22 protein-coding genes are annotated in these 20,667 nt (G+C 57.9%); 6 read left to right on the top strand and 16 right to left on the bottom strand.

The window, feature by feature from the left end:
• Window positions 1-90 precede the first annotated feature (90 nt).
• Window positions 91-555, top strand: coding sequence for a CZB domain-containing protein (locus OYT1_RS07605; protein ID WP_062627465.1), 465 nt, complete (start codon window positions 91-93; stop codon window positions 553-555).
• Here OYT1_RS07605 and rsgA read toward each other — a convergent pair whose 3' ends face one another.
• From rsgA to OYT1_RS07590, 3 genes are read right to left on the bottom strand one after another with little or no spacing between them, the layout of a single operon-like run.
• Window positions 556-1,452: a ribosome small subunit-dependent GTPase A gene (rsgA, locus tag OYT1_RS07600; RefSeq protein WP_062627464.1), complete on the bottom strand. Its 897-nt coding sequence runs from the start codon at window positions 1,450-1,452 to the stop codon at window positions 556-558.
• Entirely contained in the window at window positions 1,449-1,754 is a 306-nt protein-coding gene (locus OYT1_RS07595; protein ID WP_062627463.1) for a c-type cytochrome, read from the bottom strand. Before OYT1_RS07595 ends, rsgA begins: the two co-directional genes overlap by 4 nt.
• On the bottom strand, window positions 1,751-3,031 hold the full coding sequence (locus OYT1_RS07590) for a M48 family metallopeptidase (RefSeq protein WP_062627462.1): 1,281 nt from the start codon (window positions 3,029-3,031) through the stop codon (window positions 1,751-1,753). The genes OYT1_RS07595 and OYT1_RS07590 overlap by 4 nt, the downstream gene beginning before the upstream one ends.
• Before the next feature lie 74 nt (window positions 3,032-3,105).
• On the opposite strand from OYT1_RS07590, the gene orn reads away from it, so the two are divergent.
• From orn to OYT1_RS07570, 4 genes are read left to right on the top strand one after another with little or no spacing between them, the layout of a single operon-like run.
• Window positions 3,106-3,651 carry an oligoribonuclease gene (gene orn, locus OYT1_RS07585; RefSeq protein ID WP_062627461.1) on the top strand — a complete coding sequence of 182 codons (546 nt, stop codon included), beginning with the start codon at window positions 3,106-3,108 and terminating at the stop codon, window positions 3,649-3,651.
• A 42-nt stretch (window positions 3,652-3,693) separates the two neighbouring features.
• Window positions 3,694-5,391: a diguanylate cyclase domain-containing protein gene (locus OYT1_RS07580; protein WP_088178234.1), complete on the top strand. Its 1,698-nt coding sequence runs from the start codon at window positions 3,694-3,696 to the stop codon at window positions 5,389-5,391.
• 24 nt (window positions 5,392-5,415) lie between these two features.
• Window positions 5,416-6,507 (top strand): hypothetical protein, encoded by a 1,092-nt coding sequence (locus tag OYT1_RS07575; protein WP_062627460.1) that lies wholly within the window; start codon window positions 5,416-5,418, stop codon window positions 6,505-6,507.
• A gap of 59 nt (window positions 6,508-6,566) precedes the next feature.
• Window positions 6,567-7,028, top strand: coding sequence for a hypothetical protein (locus tag OYT1_RS07570; protein ID WP_062627459.1), 462 nt, complete (start codon window positions 6,567-6,569; stop codon window positions 7,026-7,028).
• 26 nt (window positions 7,029-7,054) lie between these two features.
• Here the strand turns inward: OYT1_RS07570 and mtgA are convergent, their stop codons facing one another.
• The 13 genes from mtgA to OYT1_RS07505 form a co-directional block, all read right to left on the bottom strand.
• On the bottom strand, window positions 7,055-7,747 hold the full coding sequence (gene mtgA / locus OYT1_RS07565) for a monofunctional biosynthetic peptidoglycan transglycosylase (RefSeq protein ID WP_062627458.1): 693 nt from the start codon (window positions 7,745-7,747) through the stop codon (window positions 7,055-7,057).
• Between the two features lies 1 nt (window position 7,748).
• Window positions 7,749-8,564: a shikimate dehydrogenase gene (gene aroE, locus OYT1_RS07560; RefSeq protein ID WP_062627457.1), complete on the bottom strand. Its 816-nt coding sequence runs from the start codon at window positions 8,562-8,564 to the stop codon at window positions 7,749-7,751.
• Between the two features lie 8 nt (window positions 8,565-8,572).
• A complete protein-coding gene (locus OYT1_RS07555) occupies window positions 8,573-9,331 on the bottom strand; it encodes a metal ABC transporter permease (RefSeq protein WP_062627456.1) in 759 nt (252 codons plus the stop codon).
• Window positions 9,328-10,221 (bottom strand): metal ABC transporter substrate-binding protein, encoded by an 894-nt coding sequence (locus tag OYT1_RS07550; RefSeq protein ID WP_062627455.1) that lies wholly within the window; start codon window positions 10,219-10,221, stop codon window positions 9,328-9,330. The genes OYT1_RS07555 and OYT1_RS07550 overlap by 4 nt, the downstream gene beginning before the upstream one ends.
• Window positions 10,222-10,230: 9 nt before the next feature.
• Window positions 10,231-11,571 (bottom strand): carbohydrate porin, encoded by a 1,341-nt coding sequence (locus OYT1_RS07545; RefSeq protein ID WP_062627454.1) that lies wholly within the window; start codon window positions 11,569-11,571, stop codon window positions 10,231-10,233.
• 47 nt (window positions 11,572-11,618) lie between these two features.
• Window positions 11,619-11,924 (bottom strand): hypothetical protein, encoded by a 306-nt coding sequence (locus OYT1_RS07540; RefSeq protein WP_062627453.1) that lies wholly within the window; start codon window positions 11,922-11,924, stop codon window positions 11,619-11,621.
• 169 nt (window positions 11,925-12,093) lie between these two features.
• Window positions 12,094-12,426 (bottom strand): hypothetical protein, encoded by a 333-nt coding sequence (locus tag OYT1_RS07535; RefSeq protein ID WP_062627452.1) that lies wholly within the window; start codon window positions 12,424-12,426, stop codon window positions 12,094-12,096.
• A gap of 62 nt (window positions 12,427-12,488) precedes the next feature.
• Window positions 12,489-12,896, bottom strand: a complete 408-nt coding sequence (locus OYT1_RS07530; protein ID WP_062627451.1) for a DUF1398 domain-containing protein — start codon at window positions 12,894-12,896, stop codon at window positions 12,489-12,491.
• Between the two features lie 200 nt (window positions 12,897-13,096).
• A complete protein-coding gene (gene acs / locus OYT1_RS07525; protein WP_062627450.1) occupies window positions 13,097-15,073 on the bottom strand; it encodes an acetate--CoA ligase in 1,977 nt (658 codons plus the stop codon).
• A gap of 58 nt (window positions 15,074-15,131) precedes the next feature.
• Complete coding sequence (locus tag OYT1_RS07520; RefSeq protein WP_088178235.1) at window positions 15,132-16,505, bottom strand: phosphomannomutase/phosphoglucomutase; 1,374 nt, start codon at window positions 16,503-16,505, stop codon at window positions 15,132-15,134.
• 5 nt (window positions 16,506-16,510) lie between these two features.
• Window positions 16,511-17,524: a lipopolysaccharide heptosyltransferase II gene (gene waaF, locus OYT1_RS07515; RefSeq protein WP_062627448.1), complete on the bottom strand. Its 1,014-nt coding sequence runs from the start codon at window positions 17,522-17,524 to the stop codon at window positions 16,511-16,513.
• Between the two features lie 77 nt (window positions 17,525-17,601).
• Window positions 17,602-17,790 (bottom strand): zinc-finger domain-containing protein, encoded by a 189-nt coding sequence (locus tag OYT1_RS07510; protein WP_062627447.1) that lies wholly within the window; start codon window positions 17,788-17,790, stop codon window positions 17,602-17,604.
• 11 nt (window positions 17,791-17,801) lie between these two features.
• Window positions 17,802-18,722 carry a branched-chain amino acid transaminase gene (locus OYT1_RS07505; RefSeq protein WP_062627446.1) on the bottom strand — a complete coding sequence of 307 codons (921 nt, stop codon included), beginning with the start codon at window positions 18,720-18,722 and terminating at the stop codon, window positions 17,802-17,804.
• A gap of 228 nt (window positions 18,723-18,950) precedes the next feature.
• On the opposite strand from OYT1_RS07505, the gene OYT1_RS07500 reads away from it, so the two are divergent.
• On the top strand, window positions 18,951-20,597 hold the full coding sequence (locus OYT1_RS07500) for a CTP synthase (RefSeq protein ID WP_062627445.1): 1,647 nt from the start codon (window positions 18,951-18,953) through the stop codon (window positions 20,595-20,597).
• The last annotated feature ends 70 nt before the right edge of the window (window positions 20,598-20,667 follow it).

Raw genomic sequence — 20,667 nt, 5'->3', positions numbered from 1 at the left:
GACCGCTGGAATCTTCACCTTTACACTCACTAGGAGTAATCCTGAATGATAACTTCAGGAGCCGGAGGTCAACGAGGTGAGGGGATAGCGATGCGTATTTTTGATTGGTTGAAGAAACTTGGCGGTGGCGGGAATCCAGCAAGCTCTGACATGTCGGGTGAGTTGGTGTTCGATGCTGGTAAGGAAGAGTTCGGAGGCCTGAACTTCAAGACGGCGATCGATGCTCACATGAAGTGGAAGATGCGCTTGTCAGCCGTGATTGACGGTACCAGCACCGAACAGCTAGATCCTGATGTCATCGGGCGCGACGACCAGTGCGTGTTGGGCAAGTGGATCCACGGTGAAGGCGGCCGCAACTATGAGGACAGTATGTTGTTCTTGAAATTGCGAGATGATCACGCAACCTTCCATCGCTGTGCGGCCAATGTGTTGAGAGAGGCGCTCACTGGCGATAAGGAACAGGCTCGCATTATGCTGACTACGGGCGAATATTCGCGTGCATCGATGCACGTCACCAGTGCGCTAGCGAAACTTTACGCGCGCTACATGTCCTGATTATCTCTGCGCGCCGCTGATGCTCTGAAACAACTGCAAGCGGCGCGCGTCTATCTTTCCTTGCTTGACCGCCTCGGTCAGCGCACAGCCCGGTTCCGTCTGATGACGGCAGTTATAGAAGCGGCACTGTCCACGATAGGGCGAAAACTCCACGAATCCAGCCGCGATGTCGGTTTTGTCCAAGTGATGCAGGCCGAACGCTTGTACGCCGGGACAGTCGATTAAGCTACTCTGCGCATCCAGCCGGTATAGCTTTGCGTGGGTGGTTGTGTGCTTGCCGGAATCTAGCGCTGTCGAGATCTCGCGAGTGGCGGCTTGAGCATCCGGCAGCAGGGCGTTGATAAGAGTGGATTTTCCCATGCCGGACTGACCGACTAGTACGCTTTGATGACCTTGCAGTAGCGGTAGCAGCGGTGCAGCGTTTTCGAGCGCAGTCAGTTCCACGATGCGATAGCCGATGGCGCGATACGGCTCCAGTCGGACGCGAGCGGCTGCAGCTGCTTCGGCCAGGTCACACTTGTTGAGCACGATCAGTACATTCAGGTCTTGATCTTGTGCGGCGATTAGGCAGCGCGTTAGCAGTTCGTCGCTGAATGAGGGCTCGCTGGCGACGACGATGACGATTTGCGTCACGTTGGCGGCAATCAATTTTTCACGGAAGGCATCGGAGCGATGCAGCAGACTTGTACGAGGCAAGATGCGGTCGATCACCCCTTGCGAGCCGGTGGATTGATCGGACGTGGCTGCCGCCGTGCGCTGGATCTCGACCTGATCGCCACATACGGCCTCACTTTTTTTTCCGCGCGGCACACAGGCGATCGCTTCGCCATCCGGCAGTTTGACCAGATATTGGCGACCGAAAGCGGCGACGATCTGGCCGAGGATGGGCTGACTCACTTGAAGTTGTAATAACGGTTGAGGTAAGCGCCGAGGTGCTGCTTATCGTCTGCCGACAGCGTGATGCCAGCAGCGGCAGAGCAGGCCTCCATCTGCGTCAGCATCTGCTGCGCTGTGCCGACCTTGCGATTCGGACGGGTAAAGATCGCGCTGCCATCACCGCCCAGCATGGCGACGTGGCAACTGGAGCACTTGTTCTTGTCGAACAGTTTTTTGCCGGTGTCGGCATTGCCATTGGGGAAGGGGTTGGCTATTGCTGTGCTTGCCAGAGCCATGAACATCAAAGCGGTGAGCAGTCTCATATCGATTCTCCTTGTAAGGTTTGTAGATGGGCGATGCGTGCCAGCGCGGGCGGGTGCGAATCGTAGAACGTGGAGTAGAGCGGGTCGGGGGTCAGCGTGGCTGCGTTGTCCTGATACAGTTTGACCAGTGCGCTGCTGAGGTCTCGTGCATTAGTCTGGGCAGCAGCGTAAGCATCGGCCTGGAACTCGTGGCGGCGTGAAAAAGCCGAAGACAGTGGGTGTAGCAAGAAGCTGAACATCGGCATCACCATGAAGAACAGCAGCAATGCCAGCGCCGTGGAGGCTGCCTGTCCTGAGCTTGACGAAGGGGTGACACCCAAGCCCAGATAGAACCAATCCGAGTGCATCAGTTGCGCCAATACCCACAAAAAGACGAGGCTGAGTGCGAACGTCAGCACGATACGTTGTACCACATGGCGGCGCTTGAAGTGACCGAGTTCATGTGCCAGAACGGCCTCGATCTCGGACGGCGACAGGCGTTGCAGCAAGGTGTCGAAGAACACGATGCGCTTGGTTTTTCCGAAGCCGGTGAAATAGGCGTTGCCGTGCGAGCTGCGGCGCGAGCCGTCCATCACGAATAGCCCGCTGCTGGTGAATCCACACTTGGCTAGCAGCGCCTCGATGCGTGATTTCAGCACCTCGTCCTGCATGGGCTGAAACTTGTTGAACAGTGGTGCGATGAAGCTGGGGTAGATGAACAAGATCAAAAGGTTAAAGGTCACCCACACCGTCCATACGTACAGCCACCAGTCTTCGCCCATGCGATCCATCAGCCACAATACGCCGTAGAGCAGCGGCAGGCCGAGCACAGCGCCGATCAGCGTCCCTTTGAGGGCATCGACCAAGTACAGCGCGAATGTCATTTTGTTGAAGCCGAAGTGGGATTCGATGACGAAGGTGCGATACAGACCGAACGGCATTTCCAACAGAGAGGTCAGCATCATCACGGAAACGATGATGGCCATGCCCAGTGCGATGGGCGAGTCGAATCGACTTTGCCAGAAATCAGCAATGAACTGGATGCCGCCGCCCAAGGTGAAGGCGAGCAGCACTAAACCATCGAAACTGCTGGCGAACAGGGCAAGTTGGGTCTTGGCTGCGGTGTAGTCGGCCGCCTTTTGGTGGGCGTCCAGTGTGATACGTTCCTGAAAAACAACGGGCACCGCAGCGCGGTTACGGGTGACATGCGCCAGATGACGGCGTGCTAGCCATAGTTTTGCGCCAGTCGTGAGCAGCAGGGCAATGACAAACAATAGCGAGAATTGGGAGGCAGTCATGGAATTCCGTGGTCGCGGCGGATGGGCTTATGCCACAATACGCGCCGAACATTTTTTACTCAGGGCGGCAGATTATGGCACAGAATCAGAATCATCTAATATGGCTGGATATGGAAATGACCGGTCTTTCCCCAGAAAACGACCGCATCATCGAGATCGCCATGGTGATCACTGACGGCAATCTGGAAACAGTCGCCGAAGCGCCGGTGCTGGTAGTGCATCAGTCGGACGCGGTGCTGGATGGTATGGATAACTGGAACAAGTCCACTCACGGAAAATCAGGCCTGATCGATAAGGTGAAGGCTTCCGCGTTGAGCGAGGCTGAGGTCGAAGTGCAGATGCTGGCGTTCCTTAAAGAGTATGTGCCCGCGCGGACTTCGCCGATGTGCGGCAACTCCATTTGCCAAGATCGCCGTTTCATGGCGCGTTGGATGCCTGCATTAGAAGACTATTTCCACTATCGCAATCTCGACGTCAGCACACTCAAAGAACTAGCCCGTCGCTGGAAGCCGGAAGTGGCACAAGGATTGAAAAAACACGGCAAGCACGAGGCGTTGGCCGACATTTACGAATCTATCAACGAAATGAAGCATTACCGTGAGCATTTCATCAAGCTTTAGTGGTTCTCATTCGATGTTCGGATGTCAGCTTAAGGGGTAAATATGCTGGGTCTTGCAATTAAGCGATGGAATTCTCTGGGTGTGCAGACCAAGCTGCACATTTTGATTCAGGGTACTCTGATCATTATTTTTCTGGTTTCGATGGAGTGGGTGATCGCCCGCTTTGAGGCGGAAATTGCACGAACAGCAGAAGCGCGAGCCGATGAGACCGCCGATGGGCTGATCAATGGTATGAACCTATTGATGCTGACCGGTGGGATATCGGATCCAGCGAATCGCCAGTTGTTGTTAAGCAAGATGCAGCAATCGGAGGGCATTCAAGAGCTACGCATCATTCGTGGTAAAAGTGTCGTTGAGCAATTTGGGCCGGGGTTGCCTGAAGAGCGGGCGGTCGATGAGATGGATCGTGAGGTGCTGCGAACGGGCAAAGTGCAGTTCAAACGCTTGGACGCCGATGGCGGTTTACCTCGGCTGCGCGTGGTCGTGCCCTTCATCGCACTCACCAACTTCAAGGGAACCAACTGTCTTTCTTGCCATAACACGACCGAGGGTAGCGTGAACGGTGCTGCCAGCGTTATCGTGGATTTGTCGCGGGAAGAGGCTGAGCTGGAGAATATTAAGCAGTGGTTGTGGTTAGGTCACATTGTTATCCAGATCGTGCTTTCCATCATCATCTCGTTGTTTGTGCGAGTGTTGATCGTGAAGAATATCGCTCAGCCGGTTCGAAAGTTGCAGTTGGCGATGGCGGAGATTCAGCGAGAGCAAGACCTTTCTAGGCGTGCGGATGTGGACGAGCGAAATGCAGACATCGGCGAGATGGCGCGCAGCTTTAATGCGCTGCTGGAGAGCTTGCAGCAGGCGAATGCCCGCTTGGATCTATTCGGTAGAATGTTCCACAGTAGCGGTGAGGGCATTTTGATCACCGATGAGCATCGTAGGATCGTCGCGGTCAATCCAGCGTTTACTGACATCACCGGCTATACCGCAGAAGAGGCGATCGGTAACAATCCCAAGCTGCTACGTTCGGGTACGCAGTCCGCCGCGTTTTACCGTGAGATGTGGTCAAGTATCGATACCACTGGGCAGTGGCACGGAGAAATATGGAATCGGAAGAAGAGTGGGGTGGTCTATCCCCAGTGGTTGGCAATTGGCGTGGTGAAGAATCATAAGGGTGAGGTGCTCAACTATATCGCCTTGTTCTCAGACATTACCAAACGCAAGGAAGCTGAACAGAGGATCGAGTTCCTTGCGCATTACGACTCATTGACCAAGCTACCTAATAGGGCGTTATTTGCCGATCGTTTAGGGCAAGAGTTACGTGCCGCTCAACGTAGTGGGAAACGAGCCGCTTTGATGTTCCTTGATCTAGACAAATTCAAAACTATCAACGACACCATGGGGCATCTTGCGGGCGACCAGTTACTCCAATCTGTCGCGCAGCGCTTGTTATCCTGCATCCGTCAAACGGATACCGTTTGTCGTCAAGGTGGGGATGAGTTCCTGGTCCTGCTGACGGAGGTGGAGGCTGCAGAGGATGTGGCGCGGGTGGCGCATAAAATTATTACGGCCATGTCGGAGCCTCATCTAGTCAGCGGGAGCGAACTGATCGTCACGTTCAGTATCGGCATCAGCCTCTATCCCGACCATGGGCAGGATGGCGAAGAAATGATTAAGCATGCTGATGCCGCGCTATATATGGCTAAAGAGTCTGGGCGAAACAACTATAAGTTTTACCAGTGACAGCACGCCGCTGTTTCTGACGATATGCCCCATCTTCTGGTCGATATTTCCTCACATGGTTACGGTCATGTCAGTCAGACCGCGCCGGTAGTCAACGAGCTGGCGCGGCGTATTCCCGATCTGAAAGTCACGCTGCGCACCGGCGCTCCGCCTACGTTGCTGGCGCAGCGTTTTCAGTGCGAGTTCCTGCACATCCCACTAACGCTCGATTTTGGCATGAAGATGGTCAGTGCCATCGAGGTTCAGGTCGAGGCGAGTCATGCGGCTTATAAAGCGTGGCACACCGGCTGGGATGATCGAGTGGCGCATGAGGCGCGGGCGATGCGTGAACTGAGTCCCGATTTGTTGCTCGCAAATGTTCCGTATCTGTCTTTGGCGGCGGCCAAGGTGGCAGGGGTGCGCGCCGTTGCGATGTGCTCACTGAATTGGGCTGACATCTATCGCCACTATTGTCGCGGGCTGGTGGGTAGTGACGTTATCCATCGCCAGATGCTCGATGCCTATGGTCAAGCTGAGGCGTTTTTGCGAATTCAGCCGGCGATGCCGATGAGCGATCTGCCCAATCTGCATAGCGTTGCTTGCATCGCCACGCCGGGTCGAGCTCTGCGGGCAGAGTTGGCGCAGAGACTGCAACTTGAACGGGGGGAGCGCTGCGTCCTCGTGGCAATGGGGGGCATGGAGTTTCGTCTGCCGATGGAGCGCTGGCCTAGACTGAGTGGAGTTCGCTGGCTAGTACCGGCTGCTTGGGGTGTCGAGCGTAGCGACACCATCGCGTTCGATACTTTGGAGATGTCCTTCAGTGACTTGCTGGCTTCATGCGATGCTGTGCTGACCAAGCCCGGTTACGGTACGTTCGCCGAAGCCGCTTGCGTGGGTGTTCCCGTGCTTTATGCCGCTAGACGAGATTGGCCAGAGTCGCCCTATTTGGTGGAGTGGCTGGAACGCCATGTGCCGTGTCTGGAAGTGGAGCATGCTCATTTGCAAAATGGCGCGCTGACCGATCAACTTCATACGCTGTGGTCGTCATCCCTGATTGGGGTGGCGCAGCCCACGGGCATCCATGAGGCAGCCGAGTACCTCGCCCGGCAGTTGGAAATGAGTATTAGTAAATCCTGATATACTGCGCGAGCGGCGAAATAGTGCGCCGAAGAGCTATTACCAGATCAGGAGGTCGTATGATTCATCCCGCGAATGATGCCGAAAAGAAGCTAGCGCAGGCGCCGCATAATCTCTTTATTAGTAGTGTGTTCATGTTCGATCTGCTGATGACCCCAGCGGCTATCGCTATCAACATCGGCATGTATGGATTACTACTGCCGTTGACCTTGTCTTTGTCCGTTGTCGCATATATCTACAAGCGTAGCCGAGCATCTACTCACTCAGCGTACGCCGCAGCGCATTGGCAATTGGCGTTCCGTCGCTGCCTGTGGTTGATGGCGGGCTACGCAGTGTCGGCGACCTTGATATTCCTAGCTTGGTTGGTCAGCCTGACAACGCAGGCATCGATGCAACACATCCTGTGGACAGCGCTGACACGCATCGCCATTCTGCCCACCCTGCTCGCCGTGATGGTGACTTTGGTCATGGAAGCCGGCGCAATGTCGCAAGCCTCCAAGGGTGAAGGAATCGGTAAGTAGGCTTCAAGCTGTTTGAGTGCTGAGTGCTAAGGAATCTCTGCCTGATGCATGCGTGAGAGGATGATGCCGGTCTTTTTCATCAATCCTTTTGCTTCGCGGTGCTTGTCGTAATAGCGCGGGTTCGGCACCATCGCAGCGAGCCTAGCGGCCTGTTCAGGGCCGAGTTGGGCTGCGCTACTGCGGTAGTAATGCCGCGCCGCCGCTTCCGCTCCGAACACGCCGTTGCCCCATTCGATCACGTTCAAATAGATTTCCAAGATGCGCCGCTTGCTCATCATATTTTCCAGCATCAGCGTGATCGCCGCCTCTTCCAGCTTGCGAAAGGGTGACCGTGCCCCAGACAGAAACAGGTTCTTGGCGAGTTGCTGGCTGATGGTCGAGCCGCCCGCGACGATCTTGCCCTTCTTCAGATTCTTCTCGTAGGCCTTCTCGATGCCGTCCCAGTCGAAGCCCTCGTGATCCACGAACTTGGCATCCTCGGAAACGATCAGCGCGCGCTTGAGATTGTTGGATATCTTGGCATAAGGCACCCACTGGTGTTTCAGTTCGGCGTCGGGATTCTTGTTCTGCATGATCTCCAGCCGGTCTTCCATGAAGGCGCTGGTGGACGGATTGTGGTCGCGCCACCACCAGACGTGGGCGAAGATCCACAACTGATAGACCAGCAACAGCAGGAACAGCAGCGCGAAGAGGCGCCAGACCCAGTACCAAATACGCATCTCAGCCCCGCAGCGCCGCCAGCACCGGCACAGTGTCAGGGCGCACGCCGCACCAGATGTAGAAGGCCTCGGCGGCTTGTTCGACCAGCATTCCTAGTCCGTCGGCGACCTGCGCAGCTCCTTGCTCGCGAGCGAAGCGCATGAACGGCGTCTCGCGGCCATACATCATGTCGTAGGCCAAGGCGCCGGGGGCGAAAATGCCGGGGGGCAGCGGCGGCAACTCGTCGGACAAACCGCTGGAGGTGGCGTTAATGACCACATCGAATTGCTGACCGGACAGGGCTTCATAACCGCAACCCGTGATGCGGTCAGCGTTAAACCTCGATGCCAGCTCAAAAGCTTTGTCTTCAGTGCGATTGGCAACCACAAGCTTTGCTTCTGCATTCAGTAGCGGGAGCGCAACTCCGTAAGCGGCGCCGCCTGCCCCCATCAGTAATACGCGCTTCCCACTCAGCACCACCTTGAGATTCTGCTGGATGTCCTGTACTAGTCCGATGCCATCGGTGTTGTCGCCAAAAATCTGACTATCGTCAAGAAAGGACAAGGTATTTACTGCTTTTGCCAGTTCGGCCTCGATCCTAGCTCGCTGTTGCGAGCTGACCAGACGATATGCCTCAAACTTGAACGGCACCGTGACATTGCAGCCTTTGTAACCCTCCGCACGCAGTCGTTCGATGGTCGCGGCGAAGCCGTCCAGCGGGGCTTCGATGGCTTCGTAGCTGATGTCCTGACCGGTCTGTTCGGCGAACATCTTATGGATCAACGGCGATTTGCTGTGCGAGATGGGGTGGCCGATCACGGCGTAACGGTCAGTCATGGTGCGTATCAGTCGGGTGAATGGCGCGGATTATAGCGGATTGCAGCCAGACCGCCGGTCAGCGCCATCGTCCACACGATGGTCGCGCCCGTCGGTAGGTCTTGCCAGACCGAAAGCCACAAGCCCAGCACATAGCCGATGCTGCCGATGGCGAAGGCGATCACTAGGCGGTTTCGCATCAAAGTGCGGGTTGCCAGTGCGGGGACGATCAGGCTGGCGAATACCAGATACACGCCGACCAGTTGCACCGAGGCAGTGACGGCGAGGGCGAACAGGGCGTAGAAACCGAAATGTCCCAGTCGCTCGCCAAAAGTGCGCAAGGCGGCGAGGACGACGGCAGAAAGCACAGCGACGGCGGTGAGCTGGCCGTGGTTGACCCAAAGAATCTGCCCGACCAGCAAGTCCTTGAGATGTTCGCCTGCGTGTACGTCGCGGCTCATCAGCAGGATGCCACCGCTGGCGGCGAGCACGAACAGCAGGCCGATGCCCGCCTCGCGCGCGGCCAGTGGCCAGCGTTCCAGTGCTGCTAACAGTGCAGCACCCAGCAAGGCGCTGGCGACGGCGCACAGTTGCAGCGCTAGAGGTGAATGCTCCAACTCGAACAATCCCGCCGCGATCACGCCCAGCCCAGCCATCTGGGCGATGGCGAGGTCGGCAAAGATCACGCCACGTTGCAGTACGCGCATCCCCAGCGGAATGTGCGTGGTCAGCACCAGCAGCCCGGCGAGCAGGGCGGGGTAGAGTAGGCTCCAGTCGTCGAGCGTCATTTCAGCCCCGCCAGCAAGCGCGTCAGCGTATCGTCGAACAGCCCGTACAAGTCCTTGGCCACGCCATCACCACCCACGGTGAATGGCAATTCCACCGATGGAATGTGCGCGCGTTCGGCCAGCCATTCGGACGGACGCGGGCTTTGGTAGGCGGCGCGCAGCACCATACGCACCGGCTGGGTCTGCAATTTTCCCAGTACCGTGGCGAGATGTGCGGCGCTGGGCTCCATGCCGGGCTTGGGTTCCAGAGCGACGATTTCTTTCATCCCCAGCCAGTTTTCCAGATAGGGAAAGCCTTTGTGCTGCACGGCGATGGGCTGGCCTTTCAGTGGTGCAGCCTGTTTTTCCCAGCGGGCGATAGCGGCTAACCAGTTCTGATGGAAGCTGGCGTGACGCTGTTGGTAGCTCGCTGCATTAACGGGGTCGAGCTGCGCCAGTCGTTGCGCCAACGCCTGTGCGATGGGCAGATAGTTGCGCGGGTCGAGCTGGATGTGCGGATTGCCACCGGGATGGACATCACCTTCTGAACGATCGAGTCGGGTCGGCACATCCATCATGGTGACGTAAGCCGCTGCCTCGAATGCGCCGAGTTGTCCGGGCTGGATGGCGGGATTGGCCGATTCACGCAATACCACCGGCAACCAGCCGACTTCCAGTTCCGCGCCGGTGCAGATGCGCAGGTCGGCACGCCGTGCTTTGGCGATCAGGCTAGGGCGGGCCTCGACGCGATGCGGATCTTGTGTGCCGACCGTGGCGCTGTAGATGCTGGTCTTGTCGCCCGCCAGTTCCTGCGCCAGCGCCGCCCACTCTGGTTCGCAAGCGAAGATATTGAGCGCCTGGGCAGGCAGGGCCAATGCCCACGCCAGAAGCAGTAAAGAGAGTCTTTTCATGTTGGGCTCCTAGTAGCCGTGCGCGCCGTGTGCGCCCAAGCTCATTAAATATTGCAGGAACATCTGGTTGTCCGGCAGCGCTAGTCGTGACTGGTCGCGAGCGAATTGCAGACGCAGGCGCGAGAATTCACTGGGGCTGTAGTCGAACATCACGCTGGTGCGGCGCGGGGTGTAGCCGTAACTGCTGATGACGTTGGCGGCGTTGAGCGCGCCCACCGTCGCCGTACCCGGATCGAGCTGGTCGTAGCGCACACCGACGCGCCATTCCGGCATGAACTTGTACACGCCTTGCAGATACCAGCCGCTTTGCGTCACGGCGTAGCTGTCAGTGGTGGCGAGGTTGTAACTTAGCAAGCCGCTTTGCTGGCGGCGGAAATATTCGCCTTGCAGCTTGAGGCTGGTGCTGGAACTGTTGCCGTCGGGCGCGTACTTCCATACGAAGTCCACGCCGCCAGTGCGCACGTCACCGGTGAACGCATCGGTCACGCCGCCCGGTGTGCCGAGCAGATCGGGCACGCCCGCGCTTTGCCAGTCACTCTGTTGCGTCTGGTGCAGCGACGCCCCCACGCGCCAGTTGTGACTCGCGCCCACATCGCCGCCGACATGGGCGAACAGCACGCCCGCGCCGGAGCCGTTCTTGGTTCGATCCGAGCCGGGAAAACCACGACCGCGCGCCAGTTCGGCACCCAGTTCAACAAACGTGTCGGTGGGTGCCAGCCATTTGAGCTGGATGCCATCTTCGCCTAGTTGGTTGTTCCACAGAGAGCGATAGACTAGCGGTTGATCGACGAAATCCCAAGCATGAGCGTGAACCTCATTCAAATAGCCCAAGCCGGAGAAGAAGCGGCCGAAGCGCAGCTTCACCCCGTTGCCCAGCGCCGTGGTGTCAATAAAGGCGTTCTCCACCGACACGCCACCTGCCGCGCCCAATGCCAGCGTGGCGACACCGCGAAAGCGTGGGTCGATGCTGGCGCTGAAGCCCAACTCGGACTCACCCAGATTGAATCCTTGCGAAGCAGGAGAGTGCGCAGACATGGCAAATCCGGTGGGCGGTATCGCGGGATCGAGTTGCAGATTGCCGTAGGTTCCCGCCAGAATCAGCGAAATGGCGGGGTTGTAGGCGCTGGCCGCTGGCTCGCTGCGAACCTGCGCCACAGGTGCGGCTACGGGCATTTCGGCTGCTCGCTGTTCGGCCTGTTGCAAGCGCGACTCAAGTTGCTCCAGCCGTTGCTGGTAATTTTCTTTCAGTTGTTTTAACTCATCGCGCAAGGTGCGCAGTTCTTCGTCGCTGGCGGCGACGGCATTGAGTGGCGCGCACAGGGCCAAGCCTAGCAATAGGTAATGCTTCATGATATTCCCCGAAAAAATGAAACGATGTGCCCCAGCAGGGACGCGGTTCAGATGGACATCAGGGGCGAGGCGGGCGGTGCGCGCGCAGAGGCGGCAAGTACAGAGATGGAACGGAATTCAACGTGCGGCGCGGGGGCGACTGCTTCGCGCAGCGCCAGTATCGGCGGCAGAGACGGCACGCTGATCGGTGCGCTGCCAAGTTGCGCGTAAGCCGCGCACAGCTCGCACGGTGCATCGTGCGGCAACGATTGCTGCTGCTCCGCCAGCGTATGCGCGATGCCATGCGCCAAGCCGCCTTGCTGTACGAACAGCAGGGCGAAAGCGAGCAGCAGGATCAGGCGGATACGTTTCATGGCGGAGCACCATAACAAAGTATCTAGGTTCTGGCAATGTGGCGACACCGCCCCTTGCTCTGGGCGTAGTGCTTATTTTTCCTCAGTCACGAAGCCAATGCCTCGACCGCTGGGGTGGGGCTCTTGAAGGTTTGTAATCTATCGATCAAAAAACTTAACTACTTTCGAGTCACCGTGCCACGGGATACTCGTTGAGCAACTGATCGTCCTCATCGTATATTTCCAGTTTGTAGCGCAAGCCCGCTTTTGAGAAGTGATGCGAAAGATGGATGCACACATCAGTCAGGGTGGGATACGTCTCGCTGTCAGCACGAACGAGGTATTCCGCTGCTCCAGCACGTTCAAGGGTTATGTGCGCATCAGCGTGCCATATGCGGACATACTGCCCAGTTTCGTAGTGTTGGGAGTCTCTAACTTCCGAAGCAAGCCCCTCGCGATTGAAGTGCGCCGACAACGTGGCTGGTAACCACTCAGTCAGCAGAGTGCCGTTGACGTAGAACATTCTTCACTAAACCTCTTCGGGTGGAAGTTGAAACCCTATTATGAGCGCGTGTTGGGTGTTATTTACGCTTTACCAGGCTGCGCACCTGGAAACCATTCAGTGTGCTGGTTGCCGCCGCGTCCCCAATACGTGACACGCTGGTCAACTAGAAATGCAATGTAACCTTGAACACCGGCGTTAATCGCTCGCTGGGTGAAATCGCGGAAATGCTGACCATTTTGTTGGCTGTCGAGAATCGCAGCGCGAAGTCCAACAAGATCGAACTCACTTGCTACCGAAGGCAGTCCCTCATAGTTGATCGGGGTCTTTAAAACCCCGCATGAGGCGCTGTAATAGGTCATTTGCAGCGCCACATAATCGACGTGGTAATACTCAACGCCCGTTTCTACTAACCTACGAACAACCTCTGGAAAAGGAATGCTTCCATTAAGGGTTGCGTGGGCAGCTTCAGCAACAATGTTTGATTCCATTTGTTCCAATTTTCTACGGGGATAAGTGCACCGAAAAATGAGTCTTGAGCCAATGGCGCAATGCTGTATTCATGATCGAGGCGGTATGGGCCGTTCGGTGATGCCGACGGTTGCGCGGGAGTTGAGGTTGAAAATTGCAGGTAAGTGCCACAGGCTAGTGTCCGCAAAGCGAGCATTAGCCTGTGGTCAAACCCTGCCGGTCAGCGAACGACTTCCTTCAACTGTTCGAGAATGGCCGGGTTCTCTAGCGTCGAAGTGTCCTGCGTGATCTCTTCGCCCTTGGCGATGGCACGCAGCAGGCGGCGCATGATCTTGCCGGAGCGGGTCTTGGGCAGATTCTCGCCGAAACGGATCTCGTCCGGTTTGGCGATCGGGCCGATCTCCTTGCCCACCCAGTTGCGCAGCTCTTCCGCCAGTTTCTTGACGGCAGCAGCATCAGCCGGCCGTGCACCCTTGAGCACCACGAAGGCGACCACGGCCTCGCCCTTGATGTCGTGCGGTTTGCCGACCACAGCGGCTTCAGCGACCAACGGATTGGCGACCAGCGCGGACTCGATCTCCATCGTGCCCAAGCGGTGACCAGAGACGTTCAGCACGTCGTCGATACGTCCCATGATCCAGAAATAGCCGTCGGCATCGCGGTGCGCCGAGTCGCCCGCCAGATACGCGCCCTTCATCTCTTCAGGGAAATAGCTCTTCTTGTAACGCTCGGGGTCGCCCCAAATGGTGCGGATCTGCGAGGGAAACGGCTTCTTGATGACCAAGAAACCGCCGTGTTGATCGTGTACCTCATCGCCCGCCTCGTTGACGATGGCGGCCTGGATGCCGGGCAGGGGCAGGGTGCAGGAGCCGGGCTTGATCGGGGTCGCGCCGGGCAGCGGCGAGATCATGTGGCTGCCGGTCTCGGTCTGCCACCACGTGTCCACGATGGGGCAACGGCCTTGGCCGACCACGTTGTAATACCACATCCATGCTTCTGGGTTGATCGGCTCGCCGACCGAGCCCAGCAGGCGCAGGCTGGACAGGTCGTATTGCTTGGGCAGGTCGCCGCCCAGCTTGATCAGTGAACGGATGGCGGTCGGTGCGGTGTAGAAGGTGGTGACCTTGTGGTCTTGGATCATCTTCCAGAAGCGGCCTGCGTCCGGGTAGGTCGGTACGCCTTCGAACACGACTTGGGTCGCGCCCAGCGCCAGTGGGCCGTAGGCGACATAGCTGTGTCCAGTGATCCAGCCCACGTCGGCGGTGCACCAGAACACGTCGGTCGGCTTGTAGTCGAACACCCACTGGATGGAAGTCATCGCACCCAGCAGATAGCCGCCGGAAGAATGTTGTACGCCCTTCGGTGTGCCCGTCGAGCCGGAGGTGTAGAGGATGAACAGCGGATGTTCAGCGCTGACCCATTCCGGCTCGCACACGGAGGACTGGCTGTTGAACAAGTCGTGCCACCAGATATCGCGGTCATCATCAAGCTCGATACTTGCGCCAATGCGGCGATAGACGATCACACTGTGCACGCTTTCGCATCCATCCATGGTCAGAGCCTCATCAACCGCGGGCTTTAGTGGCATGGCACGACCGCCTCGGAACTGGCCGTCAGCAGTGATGATGGCGACGGCTTGCGCATCTGTGATGCGCTCATGTAGGCTTTTCGAAGAGAAGCCGCCGAATACGACTGAGTGGATCGCGCCGATACGCGCGCAGGCTTGCATCGCCACTACTGCTTCCACGCTCATTGGCATGTAGATGATGACTCGGTCGCCCTTCTTGATGCCGCGAGATTTTAGGCCGTTGGCGAACTGGCAGACACGGCCATGCAACTCACGGTAGCTCACACGGGTCACTTTACCGTCGTCGCCCTCGAAGATGATTGCGGTCTTTTCGCTCTGAGTGGCGAGGTGGCGATCCAGACAGTTGTAGGAGACGTTCAGCAGGCCGTCTTCGAACCACTTGTAGAACGGCGCGTTGCTCTCGTCCAGCACCTTGGTGAATGGTTGCTTCCAGTCGATGTTCTTGCGCGCGAGGTCTGCCCAGTAACCGGAATAATCAGCCTCGGATGCTGCCACCATCGCCTTGTATGACTCCATGCCGGAGACATTGGCCCGCGTCGCAAATTCGGCAGAAGGCGGGAAGACGCGGGTTTCGTGCAAGACGGATTCGATGCTGTTTGACTCGGACATGTGGACTCCTCTGAAGATCGAAGGTGGTTATAGTTGTAAGGGGGTGCAGTGTAATGGCTTAGAACGGCAGATTCAACGCCGGATTGACACTTAATAGAGCGCGACGGAAGTCATTCTTAACGCGCTGTAAGGAAACAGCATTATCTGCCTCGAAACGGAGCGTGATGACCGGTGTGGTGTTGGATGAGCGCATCAATCCGAAGCCATCGTCGTACTCCACGCGCAGCCCGTCGAGAGTGATGATTTCTATCGCATCGGTGAATTTTGCGTGCTGCTTCATGTGCTCGATCAGAGCGAAATTTTCGCCTTCCCTGAGTTTGAGGTGCAGCTCCGGTGTGCTCATCGCATCAGGCAGGCTGTTCAGTGTGGCGCTCGGGTCGGCGACTTTGCTCAGGATCTCCAGCAGGCGTGCGCCGGTGTAGAGCGCGTCGTCGAAGCCGTACCAGCGCTCCTTGAAGAACACATGGCCGCTCAGTTCACCCGCCAGCAGCGCGCCGGTCTCGCGCATCTTGGCTTTCATCAGCGAATGGCCAGTCTTCCACAAGGTGGGTTGGCCGCCGTGCTGGCGTATCCAGCCTGCAAGGTGGCGGGTGGATTTCACGTCGTAGATGATCTCCGCACCGGGATTGCGATTCAGCACATCGGCGGCGAATAGCATCAACTGCCGATCCGGGTAGATGATCTTGCCGTCCTTGGTGACCACGCCGAGGCGGTCGCCGTCGCCGTCGAAAGCGAGGCCGATCTCGCTGTCGTTGCGCTTGAGTGCGGCGATCAGGTCTTGCAGATTGTGCGGTTCGGATGGGTCGGGGTGATGGTTGGGGAAGTGGCCGTCCACCTCGCAGAATAATTCAGTGACTTCACAGCCCAGTTGCCGGTACAGCTCGGCGACGAACGCCCCAGCCACGCCGTTGCCGCAATCCACGGTCACCTTCATCGGGCGCACCAGCCGGATGTCGCCGACGATGCGAGCGTAGTATTCCGCCGCGATGTCATGCCGCGCGTAGCTACCGTTGCCGTGGGTGAGGTCGCCGCGCTCTATGCGCAGGCGCAACTGCTGGATGGCCTCGCCCGACAAGGTCTCGTCCGCCAGCACCATTTTGATGCCGTTGTACTCCGGCGGATTGTGGCTGCCGGTGATCATCGCCGCGCAGTGCGTGCCGAGCTGGTAGGCGGCGAAATAGGACATGGGCGTGGCGACCTGGCCGATGTCGATCACGGCTATGCCGCTTTGCCGGATGCCGCGCGCCAGCGCTTCGGAGAACTCCGGCCCAGACAAGCGGCCATCGCGACCGATCACGATACTGTGCTGGCCGCGTGCCACGGCTTCCGAACCTAGGGCGTGACCGATCAGTTCTACGATCCCAGAAGTCAGCGTCTTGCCGACAATGCCGCGTATGTCGTAGGCCTTGAAGATCTCGCGCGGCAGGCTGATGGTCATCACTTGTCGGCCCGGATGGGCAGCAAGGGGAGGATGCGGTCAGGTGGCAGTTGTTTCATGCAGTTGAAATGTCCCAGCGGGCACTCGCGTTTGAAGCAGGGGATGCAGGGCAGGTCGAGCTGGATGACTTGGGCAGCAGCGGACAATGGCGGCGTGAACTGCGGGCTGCTGGAACCGAAGATAGCGACCATCGGGCGATCCAGCGCCGCCGCTAGGTGCATCAGCCCAGAATCGTTGCTGACCACAACATCGGCGCAGGCGAGCAGGGCGATTGCATCACTTAAGTCGGTCGCGCCACACAGGTTGCGGCAGGTGTCGCCGCTCAGTCGCACGATCTCGTTGCCCACTGGCTGATCCTTGCCGGAACCTAGCAGCCAGACGGCATAGCCGCGCTGGTGCAGCGTTTGTGCCAGTTCGCCGTAATAGGCTTCTGGCCAGCGCTTGGCTGGGCCGTATTCCGCACCGGGGCAGAAGATGGCGATGGGCTGGTCCTGCGTCAATCCCAGTTTTTGCAGTGCACGCTGGCGTTGTTCGGCGCTGATTTCCAGATGTGGATTCGGCACTGGGCGTTGAAGGGTGTCGCCGCGCGCTTTGGCTAGGTAGGCGAAGCGTTCCACCATGAACGGCAATACGGTCTTGTCCAGCTTGCGAGCATCGTTGAGCAGGCCGTAGCGGGTCTCGCCGACGAAGCCGGTGCGTAGCGGTATCTTGGCGAAGAACGGCACCAGTGCGGACTTCAACGAGTTGGGCGTGACGATGGCCTGATCATAATGCGCGGCGCGCAGGGATTTCCCAAGTGTGCGGCGCTGGGAGAGTTGCAGCGCGCCGTGCGGAAACGGATTGACAATGACATCGTTCACCTCGGGCATCAGTCGCAGCAGCTTTTCCGTCCAAGGAGGCGCGAGGATGTCGATCCGCACCTGCGGATGGCGTTGCTTGAGCCGTTGTAGCATCGGCTGCATCAACATGCAGTCGCCGACCCAGCTAGGCGCAATGACGAGGATTTTTCTCATGAGGGGCGGGTAGCTCGAGGCGGATAGTGGGTAGCAAAACCGAATTGGCTACGGGCTACTCGCAACGAGCTACCGGCTTAGTGATGTCCCTTGGGCAGTTCGCCGACGAACTTATACAGTGTGCCGCAATACGGGCAGCGTACTTCGCCAGTCTTCTCGACGGCCAGCGCGACGCGTGGATGGTTGTTCCACAAGGACACCGACGGGGTGGGGCAGGTCAGCGGCAGGTCGGCGGCGGTGACTTCAACGACGGATTGAGCGGTCATGCGTTTTCTCCTTAAACGTGTGCGAGCCAGTTGGCGTATTTATCGTTTTTCCCGCCGACGATGTCAAAGAACAGTGATTGCAGCTTTTCGGTGATCGGGCCACGGCAACCTGCGCCGATGGTGCGATTGTCCAGTTCGCGAATCGGAGTCACTTCAGCCGCTGTGCCGGTGAAGAATGCTTCTTCGGCGCAATACACTTCATCGCGGGTGATGCGCTTTTGGATCACTTCCAGACCTAGGTCGGCGGCCAGCGTCAGAATGGTGTCGCGCGTGATGCCTTCCAGACAGGAAGTCAGGTCGGGCGTGTACAGCTTGCCTTTTTTCACGATGAAGATGTTCTCGCCCGCGCCTTCGGCCACGTAGCCGTCAACGTCTAGCAGCAGCGCCTCATCGTAGCCGTCGTGAGCAACTTCCTGATGCGCAAGGATAGAGTTGGTATAGGTGCCGACCGACTTGGAACGGCACATGTTCACGTTGACGTGGTGACGGGTAAAGCTGGATGTCTTGACGCGGATGCCTTTGGCCATGCCTTCAGCACCCAGATACGCGCCCCACGGCCAAGCAGCCACGGCGACATGGGTGCTCACCTTGGTGGCAGAGATGCCCATCGCTTCCGAGCCGTAAAAGGCGATCGGGCGTAAGTAGCAGGATTCCAGATTGTTGGCGCGCACCACTTCCTTCTGCGCTTCCATCAGGGTTTCCTTGTCGTACGGCATGTTCATCTTGAAGATGTAAGCCGAATTCATCAGGCGCTGGGTGTGCTCTTCCAAGCGGAAGATGGCAGTGCCTTGCGTGGTCTTGTAGGCTCTGACGCCCTCGAATACGCCCATGCCGTAGTGCAGGGTGTGAGTCAGGACGTGGGTGGTGGCATCGCGCCAAGGTACCAGCTTGCCGTCATACCAAATAAAACCGTCGCGGTCGGCCATGGACATGGTTCTGCTTCCTTCGTGTACTTTTAGTGAGGCGCGAATTCTAGCCGTTTCCGTTAGGTTTGGGAAAGCGCTTGTCAGCTCGTCGTGCTGCGTTGTGCCGATTAAGCCGCGCGATTTACTAATCAACCCTTTCTTACAGGCGGGTTTTAATGCGAATCTGGCTGCTTCGGCAACAATATTTGCGTGTGATTTTGAGGGAAAAGGCGTTTTCCGGTATCATTACGCCCCATGACTAAATTCATCTTCATTACCGGCGGCGTTGTATCTTCCTTAGGGAAAGGCATCGCCGCCGCTTCTTTGGCTGCGATCCTTGAATCGCGCGGTCTCAAAGTCACCATGCTCAAGTTGGACCCGTACATCAATGTCGATCCCGGCACGATGAGCCCGTTCCAGCATGGCGAAGTCTTCGTTACCGAAGACGGTGCCGAGACCGATCTCGACCTTGGCCATTACGAGCGCTTTATCAGCGCCAAGATGCGCAAGGCCAACAATTTCACCACCGGCCAGATCTATGAGAGCGTGATCCGCAAGGAGCGTCGCGGCGAATATCTGGGCAAGACGGTGCAGGTCATCCCGCACATCACCAACGAGATCCAAGCGTTCGTCGAACGCGGTGCAGCCGCTTCGCATGACGGTAAGGCCGATGTGGCGATCTGCGAGATCGGCGGTACGGTGGGCGACATCGAGTCGCTGCCGTTCCTCGAAGCCGCTCGCCAGATGGGCTTGCGTCTGGGACGCAACAGCGTCGCTTATGTGCATCTGACATTGGTTCCTTACATCGCCAGCGCCGGTGAGTTGAAGACCAAGCCGACCCAGCATAGCGTGCAGAAGCTGCGCGAGATCGGTATCTCACCGACCGCCTTGCTGTGCCGCGCCGACCGTCCCATCCCGGATGACGAGCGCGCCAAGATATCGCTGTTCGCCAACGTCCACGAAGACGCGGTGATCTCGGTCTGGGATGTGGACAGCATCTACAAGATCCCGCAGATACTCAACGAGCAGGGGCTGGATCGCATCGTCTGCGAAGAGTTGCACCTGAATGCGCGTCCTGCTGATCTGGCGGTGTGGAGCAAACTGGTCTATGCGCTGGAGCATCCGACGCACGAGATCACCATCGGCATGGTCGGCAAATATGTCGAACTGACCGAATCTTACAAGTCGCTGATCGAGGCACTGCGCCATGCGGGTATCCATACCGGCACGCGCGTCAACATCGAATATCTGGATTCCGAGAACATCGAGACCGACGGTGTCGGCTGTTTGAGTAAGCTTGATGCCGTGCTGGTTCCCGGTGGATTTGGCAAGCGTGGCACGGAAGGCAAGATCGCTGCCATCCGTTACGCCCGTGAGAACAACGTGCCTTATTTGGGTATCTGTCTGGGGATGCAGTTGGCAGTGATCGAATATGCACGCGATGTCGCGGGTATGGCAGATGCCAGCAGCACCGAGTTCGATTCCGATACCACCCATCCGGTAGTGGCACTTATCACCGAGTGGCAAGACCGTGAAGGCAAGATCGAGACCCGCAGCGAGAATTCCGACTTGGGCGGCACCATGCGTCTGGGATCTCAGCGTTGCCCGATCAAAGCGGGCACTCTGGCACAGCGCATCTACGGCGACCAAGTCAACGAGCGCCATCGCCATCGCTACGAGGTCAACAACCATTACGTACCTGCGCTGGAATCATCCGGCCTCATCATCTCAGCACGCACACCGAGCGAGAACCTGCCAGAGATGATGGAGTTGCCGCAAAGCAGCCATCCTTGGTTCGTCGGCGTGCAGTTCCACCCGGAATTCACTTCAACGCCACGCGAGGGACATCCGCTGTTCAAGGCTTTTGTCGAAGCCGCTGTCTTGCAGCAGACTGCAGCATGATCATGGCATGTGAATTGCTTTGTATCGCTGGCGCATTGAGTGCTAGTGAGTATTGTAGTGAGGTACTGAA

This window comes from Ferriphaselus amnicola, assembly GCF_000974685.2.
GTDB classification, from domain to species: domain Bacteria; phylum Pseudomonadota; class Gammaproteobacteria; order Burkholderiales; family Gallionellaceae; genus Ferriphaselus; species Ferriphaselus amnicola.
This window is presented reverse-complemented; position numbering and strand designations above follow the sequence as displayed.